Source organism: Frigoribacterium sp. 2355 (assembly GCF_054060695.1).
This window is the reverse complement of the sequence record NZ_JBSSDL010000001.1, coordinates 164,084-178,625: the sequence shown is the minus strand read 5'-3', so window position 1 is coordinate 178,625 and position 14,542 is coordinate 164,084. Positions and strand designations below refer to the sequence as shown.

Genomic DNA, 14,542 nt, shown 5'->3' with positions numbered 1-14,542 from the left:
ATCTGCTCTAGTTGCTCTGGACGGGTTCGCTCAGTTGGCCGACCCCGTGTCTCACGACGTTCCCGAACAGGTCGTCGGGGTCGAGTCTACGGAGTTCCTCGGCCAGGCAGTCGCGCAGCGAGCGGCGTGGCAGCGCGAGGTCGTGCGTGGGTTGACCCGGTTGGGTGAGCGTCGCCACGTCGTCCAGGGAGCGTTCGAGGACGATGGCCCCGGAGGCGCGGACCAGTTGGACACCGTGGATGCCGCTCGATCCCGTCGCCCGGGTGGTCAGCTCACCGTCGACGGGTACCTGGAGTTGCAGACGCAACCAGGCGGCCAAGAGCAAAGTCGACGGAGAATCGGGTGCGCCGGAGACACCGACCTCGGTGACCGATTCGTAAGGCGGTTGGTCGAGCACGGCAGCCAGTTGCGCCCGCCAGAGGGTGAGCCGGGTCCAGGCGAAGTCGGTGTCGCCGGGAGCGTAGCTCCGGGCGAGGTCGATGATCGACTGGCGTGGGTTGGACTGGCTCGCCGCATCCGTGATCCGCCGTTGCGCGATGCGCCCGAGGGGAGACTCGGAGACGACGGCGGGAGCGGTCTTCGGCCACCAGGCGACGACGGGAGCGTCGGGCAGCAGGAGCCCGGTCACGAGCCCCTCCTCGTCGCTCGCGGTCTCTCCGTAGGCCCGGAGCAGGATGACCTCGCTGGCACCGGCGTCGCCGCCGACCCGGATCTGCGCGTCCAGTCGCCCGTCGACCTCGTCGAGATCGAGGTCGGTCGACGTGGAGACGACGATGACCCTCATGGGGTGCTCTCGCGAGGCGTCGTTCGCGGCCTCGATGGCTTCCTCCTCGTCACCGAGACGGGTGGAGATGATCAGGGTGAGGACTCGGCCCAGCGCGACCGCGCCTCCTTCTTCCCGGATCTTGACCAGCGTCTTCTGGACGCGGCTGATGGTGCTGTCGGGCAGGTCGACGATCACGGACGCCTCCAGGTACGGCCGTCACGGGCCATGAGTTCGTCGGCAGAGGCGGGTCCCCACGTGCCGGGTCGGTACTGTTCGGGCTGACCCTGAGTCGCCCAGAACTCCTCGATCGGGTCGAGGATCTTCCAGGAGAGCTCGACCTCCTCGTGCCGGGGGAACAGGGGCGGGTCGCCCAGGAGGACGTCGAGGATGAGACGCTCGTAGGCCTCCGGGCTCGCCTCGGTGAAGGCGTGCCCGTATCCGAAGTCCATCGTGACGTCACGGACCTGCGTGCCGATCCCGGGCACCTTGGACCCGAAGCGCAGGGTCACTCCCTCGTCGGGCTGGACCCGGATCACGAGGGCGTTCTGCCCCAGCGACGTCTGCGTGCCGAAGATGTTCTCGGGCACCTGCTTGAAGACGACGGCGATCTCGGTCACGCGACGGCCGAGACGCTTTCCGGCCCGGAGGTAGAAGGGGACTCCCGCCCACCGCCGGGTCGCGATCTCGAGCTTGATGGCGGCGAACGTCTCGGTCGTGCTCTCGGGATTCATGCCTTCTTCGTCCAGGAATCCGAGCACCTTCTCTCCGCCCTGCCACCCCCCGGCGTACTGACCCCGCGCGGTTCCCGCGGCGAGGTCGGCGGGGAGGCGGACGGCCGAGAGGATCTTCTCCTTCTCGGCCCGGAGGTCACGGGCGGCGAAGGTGACCGGTTCTTCCATCGCCGTCAGGGCGAGGAGCTGGAGGAGGTGGTTCTGGATGACGTCACGAGCGGCGCCGATGCCGTCGTAGTAACCGGCGCGGCCGCCGACGCCGATGTCCTCGGCCATGGTGATCTGCACGTGGTCGACGTAGTTGGAGTTCCAGAGAGGTTCGTACATCTGGTTGGCGAACCGCAGCGTGAGGAGGTTCTGCACCGTCTCTTTGCCGAGGTAGTGGTCGATTCGGAACACGCTGTCGGGCTCGAAGACGGTCTCGACGACGGCGTTGAGCTCGCGGGCCGTCGTGAGGTCGCTGCCGAAGGGCTTCTCGATGACGACGCGTCTCCACGCACCGTCCTTCTCCTCGGCGAGGCCCGAGTTGCGCAACTGCTCGGTGACCATGGGGAACGCCTTGGGCGGGATCGAGAGGTAGAAGGCGTGGTTGCCCATCGTCCCGCGCTCACGATCGAGCTCTTCGATGGTGTCCTTGAGCCGAGCGAACGCGTCGGCGTCGTCGAAGACCCCCTGGACGAAACGGAAGCCTTCTTTGAGTTGACGCCAGACGTCTTCGTCGAAAGGCGTGCGAGCGTGCTCCTTGACGGCCTGGTACACGACCTGTTCGAAGTCCTGGCCCTCGAATTCACGACGGGCGAAGCCGACGAGCGCGAAGCCGGGGGGCAGCAGGCCACGGTTGGCCAGGTCGTACACGGCGGGCATGAGCTTCTTGCGGGAGAGATCACCCGTCACACCGAAGATGATGAGACCGCTGGGCCCCGCGATGCGGTTGAGACGTCGGTCGGAGGGCAACCGGAGCGGGTTGGACTCCGGCGTGATCGGCACCGGTGACATGATGTTCCGTTCTGTGGTTCGAAGGTGTTCCGGTCGGGACGGGCGGAGACGGCCGGGAACACCGGTGGCAAGGCGAAAGGGCCGGCGCCCCTGGGGACGCCGGCCCTTTCGGCTCAGCGGAGTGCGGCGGTGATGACCGGCAGCGCGGCCGCCACGTCGGTCACCGTCAGCGTGAGCACGGGACGACCGTGCTCGGCCAGGACCTTGGCGTCACCGGCGGCCTGGGCCTGCACGAGCTGCCCGAACGTGAACGGGCTGTCCGGGATCTCGAGGTCGGTCGCGGGGACCTGCGTGATCTGCAGGAACACCCCGTTGGCCGGCCCACCCTTGTGGTATTGACCCGTCGAGTGCAAGAAGCGCGGACCCCATCCGAAGGTGACGGGACGCTGCGTGCGCATCGCGAGGAGGTCGCGGACCTCTTCGAGCTGCGGGTTCGCCACGCGGTCGACGTAGGCCTGGATCGAGACGTAGCCGTCATCGCTCAGGTGCGAGAGGAGCGCGGCCACGGCGGACTCGAGAGAGTCGCCCAGCTCGATTCCCCCGACCTCGCGGACCTCGACACCCTCGGCCGTGAAGGCCGGGGGAGTGGGCTCGGGACGGTCGTCGAGCAACGCCCGCGTCGCGACCTTGGCCGACTCGACGTCGGGCTGGTCGAACGGGTTGATGTCGAGCAGACGCCCGGCCACGGCGACGGCGTACTCCCAGACCATGATCTGGCCACCGAGCGAACCCGAGATCTCGACCTCGCCGGGCGCGACCTCACGGGTCTCGTCGGCGTTCGCCACGAGACGGACGACCTGCACGTCGTGCAGCCCCGCCGTGATCTCGGGGGCGGAGGTGCCGATGACGACGGGGAGCAGGCCGCGACCCTGCTTGCCGGTCGACTCGGCGATGAGCTGTTCGGCCCAGTCCGGGAACCCCACGATGTGGGTGCCGTCGGCGACGATGGCGATCTTGTCGCGCAGGGGCGAGGTGCCTGCCAAGACGGCACCCAACACGAGACCCGGGTTGTCGGCGCGGTCCTGGGCCAGCTCGACCGTGACGGCGTCGGCCTCGGCGAGCAGCTCGCGGATGTCGGCGCCGGCCAGGCCGGACGGCACGAGGCCGAACGCCGACAGGGCCGAGTAGCGCCCGCCGATGTTGGGGTCGGCGTTGAAGACGCGGTAACCGGCCTCACGGGCCTGCCCGTCGAGGGGCGATCCGGGATCGGTGACCACGACGATGCGCTCGACGGGGTCGATGCCGGCGTCGGTGAACGCCTTCTCGAAGGTCTTGCGCTGGCTGGCGGTCTCGACGGTGGAACCCGACTTCGACGAGACCACGAGCACGGTGCGCTCGAGACGGTCGGCGAGGGCCGTGAGGACCTGACCGGGCTCCGTGGCGTCGAGCACGGTGAGCTCGACGCCGTAGGTGCGGGTGATGACCTCGGGCGCGAGCGACGATCCACCCATGCCCGCGAGCACGACGTGGTCGACGCCCTTGGCGGCGAGCTCGTCCCGGAGCGAGTCGATCTCGTCGAGCAGCGGAGTCGAGACCACGACGGCCTCGGTCCAGCCGAGACGCTTGGCGGACTCGTCCTCGGCGTCAGGGCCCCACAGGGTGGGGTTCTGAGCCGTGATGCCCGAGGCGACGAGGTCGCTCACGAGCTGCGGGACGACCGTCTCGACCGCCTGTGCGGCGTCGCCGCTGGCAGCGATGGTGATGGTCACTTGGACTCCCCGGCGGGCTTGGCGGCCTCGAGGGCAGCGGTGACCGTGTCGAGCAGTTCGTTCCACGAGACGACGAACTTCTCGACGCCCTCTTTCTCGAGGGCCTCGGTCACGTCGTCGTACGAGACGCCCTGCGCCGCGATCGCGTCCATGGTCTCGTTGGCCGAGGCGTAGGAGGCGCTGATCGTGTCGCCACGGACGTCACCGTGGTCGAAGGTCGCCTCGAGCGTCTTCTCGGGCATCGTGTTGACGACGTCCTGGGCGACGAGCTCGACCACGTACGTGGTGTCGAGGACGGCGGGGTCCTTGACACCGGTGGAAGCCCAGAGGGGACGCTGCTTGTTGGCACCGGCGGCGAGGAGGCCCTTGGCCCGCTCGGTGTCGAAGGCCTGCTGGTAGACCTCGTAGGCGAGCTGGGCGTTGGCCACGCCGGCCTTGCCCTTCAGGGCCTTGGCCTCGTCGGTCCCGACCGCGTCGAGACGCTTGTCGATCTCGGTGTCGACGCGCGACACGAAGAACGAGGCGACGGAGTGGATCTCGGTGATGTCGATGCCGGCGGCCTTGGCCTGCTCGAGACCCGTGAGGTACGCGTTGATGACGGCGCGGTAGCGCTCGAGGCTGAAGATCAGGGTCACGTTGACGCTGATGCCCTGGGCGATGACGGCGGTGATGGCCTCGAGGCCCTCGACGGTCGCGGGGATCTTGATCAGGGCGTTCGGGCGACCGACCTTGGCGGCGAGCTTGACCGCCTGGTCGATGGTGCCCTGCGCGTCGTGCGCGAGACCGGGCTCGACCTCGATCGACACGCGGCCGTCGAAGCCGTCCGTCGTGTCGTAGAGCTCGCGGAAGATGTCGCAGGCGCGGGTGACGTCGTCGGTCGTGATCTCGAAGACGGCGTCCGTGACGCTGACACCGGTCTTCGCGAGCAGGGCGACCTGGTCGTCGTAGGCCTCGCCCTTGGCGAGAGCCGACGCAAAGATCGTGGGGTTGGTGGTGACGCCGACGACGTTGCGCTCGGCGATCAGCTTCTGGAGGCCGCCCGCGTTGATGCGCTCACGCGAGAGGTCGTCGAGCCAGATGCTGACGCCTGCGGCGGACAGCTGTGCGGTGTTGGAATCGGTCATGGTGTTCTTCTCTTTCCTTCGTCGTCGCTCAGAGAGCGGCGATCGAGTCCTTGGCGGCGGCGACGGCGGCTTCGGTCGTCATGCCGAACTGCTTGAACAGCGTCTTGTAGTCGGCCGAAGCACCGAAGTGCTCGATCGACACGCTGCGACCGGCGTCACCGACGATGCCGCGCCACGGCATGGCCACACCGGCCTCGATCGAGACGCGGGCCTTGACGGCGGCCGGGAGGACCGCCTCCTTGTACTCGTCGCTCTGCTCGTCGAACCACTCGATGCTCGGTGCCGAGACGACGCGGGCGTTGATGCCCTCGCCGCGCAGGACCTCACGGGCCTCGACGGCGATCTGCACCTCGGAACCCGTGGCGACGAAGATCACGTCGGGCGTTCCGCCCGGTGCCTCGGCCAGGACGTAGGCGCCCTTCGCCACGTTCTTCGCCGACGCGAAGGTGTCACCCTCGGCGTCACCGGTGCCGCGCTCGAAGACGGGCAGGTTCTGACGGCTGAGCGCGATGCCGGCGGGGCCGTGGTGGCGCTCGAGGATCGTCGCCCAGGCCCAGGCCGTCTCGTTGGCGTCGGCGGGACGCACGACGTCGAGGTCGGGGATCGCGCGGAGCGACGCGAGCTGCTCGATCGGCTGGTGCGTCGGACCGTCCTCACCCAGGGCCACGGAGTCGTGGGTCCAGACGTAGATCGCAGGGGACTTCATCAGTGCCGCGAGGCGGACCGCCGGGCGCATGTAGTCGCTGAAGATCAGGAACGTGCCACCGAACGGGCGCGTGTTGCCGTGCAGCGTGATGCCGTTGAGGATGGCGCCCATCGCGTGCTCGCGGATGCCGAAGTGCAGAACGCGACCGTAGGGGTCTCCGCTCCATTCGTCGGTCGACCACTCGGTGGGGACGAACGACTTCGAGCCCGTGATCGTCGTCAGGTTCGACTCGGCCAGGTCGGCCGACCCGCCCCAGAGCTCGGGGACCACGCCGGCGAGGGCGTTGATGACCTTGCCGGAGGCGGCGCGGGTGGAGACGTCCTTGCCGGCCTCGAAGACGGGGAGCGCTTCTTCGACGCCCTCGGGCAGCTCGTTCGCGAGGATGCGGTCGAGCATGACCTTTTTGTCGGGGTTGGCCGACGCCCAGGCGGCGAGCTTCTCGTCCCACTCGGCGTGCTGGGCCTGACCGCGCTCGACGGCCTTGCGGGTGTGCTCGAGGACGGCGGGGTCGACGTCGAAAGACTTCTCGGGGTCGAACCCGAGGACCGACTTGAGGCCGGCGACCTCGTCGGCGCCGAGGGCCGAACCGTGGATCTTGCCGGAGTTCTGCTTCTTGGGCGAGGGCCAGCCGATGATCGTCTTGAGGATGATCAGGGAGGGCTTGTCGGTGACGGCCTTGGCCTTCTCGATGGCGTCGTGCAGCTCGGCGACGTCCTCGACGTACTCGCCGGTCTTCTTCCAGTCGACGACCTGGACGTCCCAGTCGTAGGACTCGAAGCGCTTGTGGACGTCCTCGGTGAAGGCGATGTTGGTGTCGTCCTCGATCGAGATCTGGTTCGAGTCGTAGATGGCGACGAGGTTGCCGAGCTTCTGGTGCCCGGCCAGCGACGCGGCCTCGCTCGTGACGCCCTCTTGCATGTCGCCGTCACCGGCGATGACGTACACGAAGTGGTCGAAGGGGCTCGTGCCGGGGGCGGCGTCGGGGTCGAACAGGCCGCGCTCGAAACGGGCGGCGTAGGCGAAGCCCACCGAGCTGGCGAAGCCCTGGCCCAGCGGACCGGTGGTGATCTCGATGCCGTCCGTGTGGCCGTACTCGGGGTGGCCGGGGGTCTTCGAGCCCCAGGTGCGCAGGGCCTCGAGGTCGTCGAGCTCGAGACCGTAGCCGCCCAGGTAGAACTGAATGTACTGCGTCAGCGAGCTGTGGCCGACGGACAGGATGAACCGGTCGCGACCGATCCAGGTGCTGTCGCTCGGGTCACGACGCATGACCTTCTGGAAGAGCAGGTACGCGGCGGGCGCCAGGCTCATCGCGGTGCCGGGGTGACCGTTGCCGACCTTCTCGACCGCGTCGGCCGCGAGGACGCGGACCGTGTCTACTGCTTTGTTGTCAATGGATTCCCATTGCAGATCTGCCACTGGAAGTTGACCCTTCTTGATGCGAACTGCGCGGGGTCGATTCGCTCCCGCGCTGACGTGCGCCTGCCGAGACGTCGTCGGCTGGGTCGCACACACGCCGGGGCGGAGATCGGGACGGTTCGTCCGGTGATTCGGGACCGAGAGGGCGTACGACTGGCAAGCACCTGTAAGTATAGGGACGAACCCCCTTCTCCCGTCCGCATCGGCCGAGGGTTCGCCGTCAGCGTCGACGTTCATCGCCTAGACTCCTTGGGCAAACCGTTCGTCTCGTTAGAGGACTCATGACCGCAGCCGTTGACATCCGCCCCGACACGTCACCCCGGGGCTTCCGTCGCAAGGCTCGGGCGTACGTCGCCCTCACGAAGCCCCGCGTGATGGAGCTCCTGCTCGTCACCACGGCGCCGACGATGTTCCTGGCCCAGGGCGGCATCCCCAACCTGTGGCTCGTCGCCGCGACGCTGATCGGTGGTGCGCTCAGCGCCGGTTCGGCCTCGGCCTTCAACTGCTACATCGATCGCGACATCGACCGCATCATGAAGCGGACGCAGGGCCGACCGCTCGTGACCGGCGAGGTCAGCGACCGCGAGGCGTTGATCTTCTCGTACGTGGTCGGCGTCGCGTCGATCGTCTGGCTCGGCCTGACGGTCAACCTGCTCTCGGCGGCGCTGTCGCTCGGGGCGATCCTCTTCTACGTCGTCGTGTACACGCTCTGGCTGAAGCGCCGCACGCCGCAGAACATCGTGTGGGGCGGCATCGCCGGGTGCATGCCGGTGCTCATCGGCTGGGCCGCCGTCACGAACGACCTGTCCTGGTCGGCCGTCATCCTCTTCATGGTCATCTTCCTCTGGACGCCGCCGCACTACTGGCCGCTGTCGATGAAGTACCGCGACGACTACGCCGCGGCCGACGTCCCCATGCTCGCCGTGGTGCGCGGCCGGTCGATCGTCGGCCTGCAGGTGATCCTCTACGCCTGGGCCACCGTGGTCTGCTCGCTGATCCTCGTCCCCGTCGCAGGCATGGGCGTGCTCTACACCGTCGTGGCACTCGCGAGCGGGGCCTGGTTCGTCTGGGAGTCGCACCGGCTCTACAGCCGGGCCATCCAGCACGTCGCCGAGGTCCGTCCGATGCGCGTCTTCCACAGCTCCATCACGTACCTCACGCTCCTGTTCGTCGCCGTCGGGGTCGACCCCCTGCTGCCGTTCTGATCCCGTGAGGCCGTCCGACTGGACCGTCCGTCCGGCGCGCCCGGACGACCTCGAACAGCTGACCGCTCTCAAGCTCGTGGTGCTGCGACCCGAGTTCGCGAGGCTCGGCATCTGGAACCCGGCCCGCCACCGGGCTCGATTCGTCCGCGAGTACGTGGCCGACGAGACACGAGTCGTCGAAGGCGACCAGCGCCTCCTCGGCTGCATCGCCCTTCACCCGGACGGCGACACGACCTGGCTCCGTCACTTCTACCTGGTCGAGGAGGCGCGGGGTCATGGGATCGGGACGACCCTCCTCGCGCAGGCGATCGACTCGGTCACCACGGGGTCGGTCACCCTCGACGTGCTCACGGGAAGCCGAGCCGTGTCGCTCTACGAGCGGACGGGCTTCGTCGTCGTCGAGCAGGACGACGTCGACACCGTGATGCGCCGGGGCTAGACCCCCGGTCGCCCCGGTCAGACGCGGACGGCAGCCGCCTCGACGATCGGCTCGACCTCGTCGGGAGCCTGGTCGTTGCGCAGCGACAGCACCACGGCCGTCGTCGCGGCCACCAGCAGCGCGGCCAGGACCATGTGGCTCCCCACGAGTAGGGGCGGCAGTCCGGTGCGCGCCTGGGTGATGCCGACGGCGATCTGGACGAGTTCGACGCCCAGCAGGGCCACGGGGAACCGACGGGGGAGGCCCGCCTGGAGGGTCCGGACGAGGACCGCCAGGGTGAGAGCGAGGGTCGCGTAGGCCGGCCAGCTGTGGACGTGGTCCATGATCGCCGGGTCGAGGCCGTTGCGGGGGGTCGCCGCATCGCCGGCGTGCGGGCCGGAGCCGGTCGTCAGGACGCCGACGATCACGGTGACGCCGACCACGGCGGCCGTCACGTGGACGAGTCGTGCATAACCACGCGGAGTGGCGGCGTGGTGCCCACGGGGCCCGCGGTACACGCGCCAGAGCAGGGTGGTGGTGAGGGCGACGAGGACGATCGAGACGACGAAGTGTGCCCCGACGATGTACGGGTTCAGACCGGTGAGGACCGTGATCCCCCCGAGCACGGCCTGGAAGGGGATGCTCAGGCCCTGGACGAGGGTGAGCCAGAAGAAGTCGCGCCGGACCTTCCGCATCCGCAGCACGAAGAGGAAGGCGAGGATGACGACGAGCGTGAGCACGAAGGTCAGGAGGCGGTTGCCGAACTCGATGACCCCGTGGATGCCCATCTCGGGCGTGCTGACGAAGGAGTCGGCGGTGCAGCGTGGCCAGGTGGGGCAGCCGAGCCCCGATCCCGTGAGCCGCACCGCACCTCCCGTGCCGATCAGCAGCACCTGGCACACGAACGACGCCCACGCGACGAAACGGACCCGGCGATCGTCGGTCGTGGGGAGCCACGACCAGGCTCGGGTCAGGACTCCGGTGGCGCCCACCTGTGCGTTGCTCACGACTTGCTGCCTTTCGTCACTTTCGGCGGTCGGCCCTGTAGAATCAACGGGTTCAGGAACACGACCCGGCAGGGTGTCGACGGAGACATCCGAAGGACGTGAGATCCGCAGAAGCGGGACGCGGCCTTCATCAACAGTCTAAGCAACGCCACCTGACGTCTCGATCATGTCGAGCGTCGGCGGACGGAGCGGCGGCAGCCGACGTGTTCGACTCGCAGCGCGAGCAGCTGGGCCGCTCCACCACCCGGGGAATGCCGTTCGGCCGACCCGTGTTCGGTCCGGCAGAGAAAGAGGTAGTCATGTCAGACGTGTTGATCGATCGACCCGAGCTCGAGAGCCTGGGGCAGTACGAGTTCGGCTGGTCCGACTCCGACACCGCGGGCGCCTCGGCGCGCCGTGGGGTGTCACCCGAGGTCGTCACCGACATCTCGAACTTGAAGAGCGAACCCGAGTGGATGCTCAAGAACAGGCTCAAGGGCTTGACGCTGTTCGAACGCAAGCCCATGCCGACGTGGGGTGCCGACCTGTCGGGCATCGACTTCGACAACATCAAGTACTTCGTCCGGTCGACCGAGAAGCAGGCGACGACCTGGGACGAGCTGCCGGACGACATCAAGAACACCTACGAGAAGCTCGGCATCCCCGAGGCCGAGCGCAACCGCCTCGTCGCCGGCGTCGCCGCCCAGTACGAGTCCGAGGTGGTCTACCACCAGATCCGTGAGGACCTCGAGCAGCAGGGTGTCATCTTCATGGACACCGACACCGCGCTGCGCGAGCACCCCGAACTCTTCCAGGAGTACTTCGGCACGGTCATCCCGGCCGGTGACAACAAGTTCGCCGCACTGAACACCGCCGTGTGGTCGGGCGGCTCGTTCGTGTACGTGCCCAAGGGCGTCCACGTCGAGATCCCGCTCCAGGCGTACTTCCGCATCAACACCGAGAACATGGGTCAGTTCGAGCGGACGCTGATCATCGCCGACGAGGGCAGCTACGTCCACTACATCGAGGGCTGCACGGCCCCGATCTACAAGTCGGACTCCCTGCACTCGGCCGTGGTCGAGATCATCGTGAAGAAGAACGCCCGAGTGCGGTACACGACGATCCAGAACTGGTCGAACAACGTGTACAACCTGGTCACCAAGCGGGCGATCGCGCACGAGGGCGCCACCATGGAGTGGATCGACGGCAACATCGGCTCGAAGGTGACGATGAAGTACCCATCCATCTACCTGGTCGGTGAGCACGCCAAGGGCGAGACCCTGTCCGTGGCCTTCGCGGGCCCCGGTCAGCACCAGGACGCCGGCGCGAAGATGATCCACATGGCGCCTTACACGACGTCGTCCATCGTGTCGAAGTCGATCGCGCGAGGCGGCGGTCGCGCGGGTTACCGTGGCGAGGTGCGAGTCGACGAGGCCGCCCACCACGCGGCCAACACGGTCCGCTGTGACGCCCTGCTCGTCGACACGGTCTCCCGTTCCGACACCTACCCCGCGATCGACATCCGCGTCGACGACGTCCAGCTCGGTCACGAGGCGACGGTGTCGCGGGTCAGCGAAGAGCAGCTCTTCTACCTCATGTCACGCGGCATGGCCGAAGACGAGGCCATGGCGATGATCGTCCGTGGCTTCATCGAGCCCATCGCCCGCGAACTCCCGATGGAGTACGCGCTCGAACTCAACAAGCTCATCGAGATGAGCATGGAAGGATCAGTCGGCTAGATGTCCGCCGCAGCACCCACCACCACACCAGAGTCCACCACCACGCCGGGCGTCCAGCACGGCGCGGGTGCCCACAGTGACGGCGGCTGGGGCCTCGTGCCCGTCCAGACGCGTTCCGAGCGGTTCACCTCGGTCGACCCCACGGCGTTCCCCGACGTGACCGGTCGCGAGGTGGACTGGAAGCTCAGTCCGGTGTCCCGCCTCCGTCCGTTGATCGACGGAGACCTCGACGGCTTGCCCTACGCCTACCTGGCCCGCGAGACGCCCGGCGCGACCGTCGAATGGGTCGACCGGTCCGACTCCCGTGTCGGCACGGCGGGCACTCCCGAGGACAAGGCCGCCGCCAACGCGTGGTCGAGCGTCGAGAAGGTGCTCGTCGTGACCCTCGACGGCGACGAACCGTCGGCCATCACCATCGGCCGCTCGGGACTCGACCGTGCACCACGGGCGGGTCACACCCTGATCCACGCCAAGGCCAACAGCCAGTCCATGGTCGTCCTCCGCAACACCGGATCGGCCCAGCTGGTCGAGAACGTCGAGATCGTCGTGGACGAGGGCGCGCACCTCACCGTCGTCACGCTCCAGGAGTGGGACGACGACGCCGTGCACCTCGCGAGCCACCACGCCCGGATCGGGCGCGACGCCCAGCTGAAGCACTTCGTCGTCAGCCTGGGCGGCTCGGTCGTCCGAGTCAACCCGTCGGCCCACCTGGCCGAGCAGGGCGCGGACGCCGAGCTCTACGGCGTGTACTTCGCGGACGCCGGTCAGCACCTCGAACAGCAGGTGTACGTGAACCACGACGCCCCCAAGACGCGGAGCCGGGTGAACTACAAGGGCGCCCTGCAGGGCGCCGGTGCCCGCACGGTGTGGATCGGCGACGTCCTGATCGGTCGGACGGCTCCCGGCACCGACAGCTACGAGCAGAACCGCAACCTGGTGTTGAGCGAGGGCACGCGTGCCGACTCGATCCCAAACCTCGAGATCGAGACCGGCGACATCGAAGGCGCCGGTCACGCCAGCGCGACGGGTCGCTTCGACGACGAGCACCTCTTCTACCTCCAGTCGCGCGGCATCTCCGAGCACGAGGCGCGTCGCCTCGTCGTCCTCGGATTCCTCGTCGAGGTCATCCAGAAGATCGGGGACGCCGACCTGCAGGCCCGCCTCGTGGACGCCATCGAGGTCGAACTGGCCGCGGGCGAGGCGACCTCGACCGAGACGATCGCCTGATGGCGACGAAGGTCTGCGGCGTCGACGACGTCAGCCCCTCCCAGGCCCACCGCGTCGTCGTCGACGGCGTCGCGATCGCCGTCGTGAAGGACAGCGCCGGCACGATCCACGCCATCGGCGACACCTGCACCCACGGCGACATCTCGCTCTCCGAGGGCTTCGTCGAGGACGACACCCTCGAATGCTGGGCCCACGGCTCGAAGTTCGAGCTCACCACCGGCAAGCCGCTCACGCTGCCCGCCTACGAACCCGTACCGGTCTTCTCGGTCTCCGTCATCGACGGCGAGGTGTACGTCGACACCACCTCGACCTCCACCGACGCCGCACAGTAAAGGAACAGAACGCATGTCCACTCTCGAGATCCGTGACCTCAAGGTCAGCATCGACACCGACGCCGGCCCCAAGCCCATCCTCAAGGGCGTCGACCTCACCATCAACGAGGGCGAGATCCACGCCGTCATGGGCCCCAACGGCTCGGGCAAGTCGACGCTCGCCTACACGATCGCCGGCCACCCCCGCTACAACGTCGACGGCGGATCGATCCTGCTCGACGGTCGCGAGGTGCTCGAGATGAGCGTCGACGAGCGTGCCAAGGCGGGCCTCTTCCTCGCCATGCAGTACCCCGTCGAGATCCCCGGCGTCACGGTCTCGAACTTCCTCCGGACGGCCAAGACGGCCCTGGACGGCGAGGCCCCCGCGATCCGCGGCTGGATCAAGGACCTCCGCGAGTCGATGACCGCCCTCAAGATGGACTCGGCCTTCGCCGAGCGCAACGTCAACGAGGGCTTCTCGGGTGGCGAGAAGAAGCGCCACGAGATCATGCAACTCGAACTGCTGAAGCCGAAGTTCGCCGTCCTCGACGAGACCGACTCCGGTCTGGACGTCGACGCTCTCAAGATCGTGTCCGAGGGTGTCAACCGCGCGAAGGCCAACACCGGCCTCGGTCTGTTGCTCATCACGCACTACACGCGCATCCTCCGCTACATCAAGCCCGACTTCGTCCACGTCTTCGTCGACGGCCACGTCGCCGACGAGGGCGGCCCCGAGCTGGCCGACCGTCTCGAGAACGAGGGCTACGACCGGTACGTGACGGCAGCCGCCGCCGAGGCCGCCGCGACCTCGGCGGTCTGACCATGGCCGTCGCACTCAGCCCCGAGAAGTTCGACCAGACCATCGAGGCCCTGAAAGAGGTCGTCGACCCCGAGCTGGGCGTCAACATCGTCGACCTCGGTCTCATCTACGACCTGGCGATGGACGAAGAGCACGAGAACGCCCTCATCATCAGCATGACGCTCACGAGTGCAGGCTGCCCGTTGACGGACGTCATCGAGGGCGACACGGCGAACGCCCTGGACGGGGTCGTGGACGCGTTCCGCATCAACTGGGTGTGGATGCCGCCGTGGGGCCCCGACCGCATCACGGACGACGGACGCGACATGATGCGAGCCATCGGGTTCTCCATCTGAGAGTCGCCCGACGACGCGACACGACGAAGCCCCGCCCCTCCGAGAGGGGCGGG

Annotated in this window: 13 protein-coding genes; 7 read left to right on the top strand and 6 right to left on the bottom strand. The window is 68.0% G+C overall.

The genetic code is table 11. The features are described 5' to 3' along the window. Positions 1–7: 7 nt before the first annotated feature. From ACVJ1F_RS00880 to tkt, 5 genes are all read right to left on the bottom strand, one after another. A complete protein-coding gene (locus ACVJ1F_RS00880; protein WP_456884176.1) occupies positions 8–961 on the bottom strand; it encodes a glucose-6-phosphate dehydrogenase assembly protein OpcA in 954 nt (317 codons plus the stop codon). After that, the gene (zwf, locus tag ACVJ1F_RS00875; protein ID WP_123570074.1) at positions 958–2,493 is read right to left on the bottom strand and encodes a glucose-6-phosphate dehydrogenase; all 1,536 of its coding nucleotides are present in this window, start codon (positions 2,491–2,493) and stop codon (positions 958–960) included. The genes ACVJ1F_RS00880 and zwf overlap by 4 nt, the downstream gene beginning before the upstream one ends. A 113-nt stretch (positions 2,494–2,606) precedes the next feature. Continuing rightward, on the bottom strand, positions 2,607–4,202 hold the full coding sequence (locus tag ACVJ1F_RS00870; RefSeq protein WP_056045225.1) for a glucose-6-phosphate isomerase: 1,596 nt from the start codon (positions 4,200–4,202) through the stop codon (positions 2,607–2,609). Next, positions 4,199–5,326, bottom strand: a complete 1,128-nt coding sequence (gene tal / locus ACVJ1F_RS00865) for a transaldolase (protein WP_056045222.1) — start codon at positions 5,324–5,326, stop codon at positions 4,199–4,201. The genes ACVJ1F_RS00870 and tal overlap by 4 nt, the downstream gene beginning before the upstream one ends. A gap of 28 nt (positions 5,327–5,354) precedes the next feature. Beyond that, positions 5,355–7,448, bottom strand: a complete 2,094-nt coding sequence (gene tkt, locus ACVJ1F_RS00860) for a transketolase (RefSeq protein WP_043595005.1) — start codon at positions 7,446–7,448, stop codon at positions 5,355–5,357. A gap of 281 nt (positions 7,449–7,729) precedes the next feature. Between tkt and ACVJ1F_RS00855 the strand changes: the two genes are divergently transcribed. Together ACVJ1F_RS00855 and ACVJ1F_RS00850 are read left to right on the top strand one after the other, a co-directional pair. After that, the gene (locus ACVJ1F_RS00855; RefSeq protein WP_123570072.1) at positions 7,730–8,653 is read left to right on the top strand and encodes a heme o synthase; all 924 of its coding nucleotides are present in this window, start codon (positions 7,730–7,732) and stop codon (positions 8,651–8,653) included. 4 nt (positions 8,654–8,657) lie between these two features. Then, positions 8,658–9,092: a GNAT family N-acetyltransferase gene (locus ACVJ1F_RS00850; RefSeq protein ID WP_456884173.1), complete on the top strand. Its 435-nt coding sequence runs from the start codon at positions 8,658–8,660 to the stop codon at positions 9,090–9,092. Between the two features lie 17 nt (positions 9,093–9,109). Here the strand turns inward: ACVJ1F_RS00850 and ACVJ1F_RS00845 are convergent, their stop codons facing one another. Next, on the bottom strand, positions 9,110–10,078 hold the full coding sequence (locus ACVJ1F_RS00845) for a COX15/CtaA family protein (protein ID WP_456884172.1): 969 nt from the start codon (positions 10,076–10,078) through the stop codon (positions 9,110–9,112). Between the two features lie 299 nt (positions 10,079–10,377). On the opposite strand from ACVJ1F_RS00845, the gene sufB reads away from it, so the two are divergent. From sufB to ACVJ1F_RS00820, 5 genes are read left to right on the top strand one after another with little or no spacing between them, the layout of a single operon-like run. After that, the gene (gene sufB, locus ACVJ1F_RS00840) at positions 10,378–11,796 is read left to right on the top strand and encodes a Fe-S cluster assembly protein SufB (protein WP_456884170.1); all 1,419 of its coding nucleotides are present in this window, start codon (positions 10,378–10,380) and stop codon (positions 11,794–11,796) included. Further along, positions 11,797–13,023, top strand: a complete 1,227-nt coding sequence (gene sufD, locus ACVJ1F_RS00835; RefSeq protein WP_456884168.1) for a Fe-S cluster assembly protein SufD — start codon at positions 11,797–11,799, stop codon at positions 13,021–13,023. Beyond that, positions 13,023–13,355, top strand: coding sequence for a non-heme iron oxygenase ferredoxin subunit (locus ACVJ1F_RS00830; RefSeq protein WP_082460222.1), 333 nt, complete (start codon positions 13,023–13,025; stop codon positions 13,353–13,355). The genes sufD and ACVJ1F_RS00830 overlap by 1 nt, the downstream gene beginning before the upstream one ends. A gap of 13 nt (positions 13,356–13,368) precedes the next feature. Further along, the gene (sufC, locus tag ACVJ1F_RS00825) at positions 13,369–14,154 is read left to right on the top strand and encodes a Fe-S cluster assembly ATPase SufC (RefSeq protein ID WP_056045210.1); all 786 of its coding nucleotides are present in this window, start codon (positions 13,369–13,371) and stop codon (positions 14,152–14,154) included. A 2-nt stretch (positions 14,155–14,156) separates the two neighbouring features. After that, entirely contained in the window at positions 14,157–14,489 is a 333-nt protein-coding gene (locus ACVJ1F_RS00820) for a metal-sulfur cluster assembly factor (RefSeq protein ID WP_043594998.1), read from the top strand. Positions 14,490–14,542 lie beyond the last annotated feature (53 nt).

What these genes read in the sequence shown, in the direction of transcription:
- zwf (WP_123570074.1), bottom strand. Translation starts at nt 2,493, where the DNA reads ATGTCACCGGTGCCGATCACGCCGGAGTCCAACCCGCTCCGGTTGCCC.
- sufD (WP_456884168.1), top strand. Translation starts at nt 11,797, where the DNA reads ATGTCCGCCGCAGCACCCACCACCACACCAGAGTCCACCACCACGCCG.
- sufB (WP_456884170.1), top strand. Translation starts at nt 10,378, where the DNA reads ATGTCAGACGTGTTGATCGATCGACCCGAGCTCGAGAGCCTGGGGCAG.
- tal (WP_056045222.1), bottom strand. Translation starts at nt 5,326, where the DNA reads ATGACCGATTCCAACACCGCACAGCTGTCCGCCGCAGGCGTCAGCATC.
- ACVJ1F_RS00820 (WP_043594998.1), top strand. Translation starts at nt 14,157, where the DNA reads ATGGCCGTCGCACTCAGCCCCGAGAAGTTCGACCAGACCATCGAGGCC.
- ACVJ1F_RS00855 (WP_123570072.1), top strand. Translation starts at nt 7,730, where the DNA reads ATGACCGCAGCCGTTGACATCCGCCCCGACACGTCACCCCGGGGCTTC.
- sufC (WP_056045210.1), top strand. Translation starts at nt 13,369, where the DNA reads ATGTCCACTCTCGAGATCCGTGACCTCAAGGTCAGCATCGACACCGAC.
- ACVJ1F_RS00830 (WP_082460222.1), top strand. Translation starts at nt 13,023, where the DNA reads ATGGCGACGAAGGTCTGCGGCGTCGACGACGTCAGCCCCTCCCAGGCC.